The organism is Williamsia sp. 1135, from assembly GCF_002095395.1.
GTDB lineage: Bacteria > Actinomycetota > Actinomycetes > Mycobacteriales > Mycobacteriaceae > Williamsia.
The window spans coordinates 1-270 of sequence record NZ_MJEI01000002.1 but is presented as its reverse complement, the minus strand read 5'-3'; the positions used below and the strand labels follow the sequence as shown (position 1 = coordinate 270).

Annotated in this window: 1 pseudogene; it reads left to right on the top strand. The window is 65.2% G+C overall.

The annotated features are described in order from the left end of the window. Positions 1-270 (top strand): annotated as a pseudogene (locus tag BFL43_RS00010) (transposase); the annotation flags it as partial.

Sequence of the window (270 nt, the reverse complement as noted above, 5' to 3'; positions counted from 1 at the left end):
TCAGCACCAGAGGGCGATGCCGCGGGAATCGGAGTGTTCCTCGCCGACGCCGGCTACCTCTCCAACGAGAACCTGACCAGTGAAGGGCCGGACCGGCTGATCGCCATCGGCAAAACTCGGCGTATCAACAAAACCGCCCGCGAGCAGCCCACCACAGGACCTCCACCGCCAGGGGCCACCCCCATCGAGGCCAAGAGACACCGCTTAGCCACACCCGAAGGCCACGCCCTCTATGCCCAACGCGGTCACATCGCTGAAACCCCGTTCGGA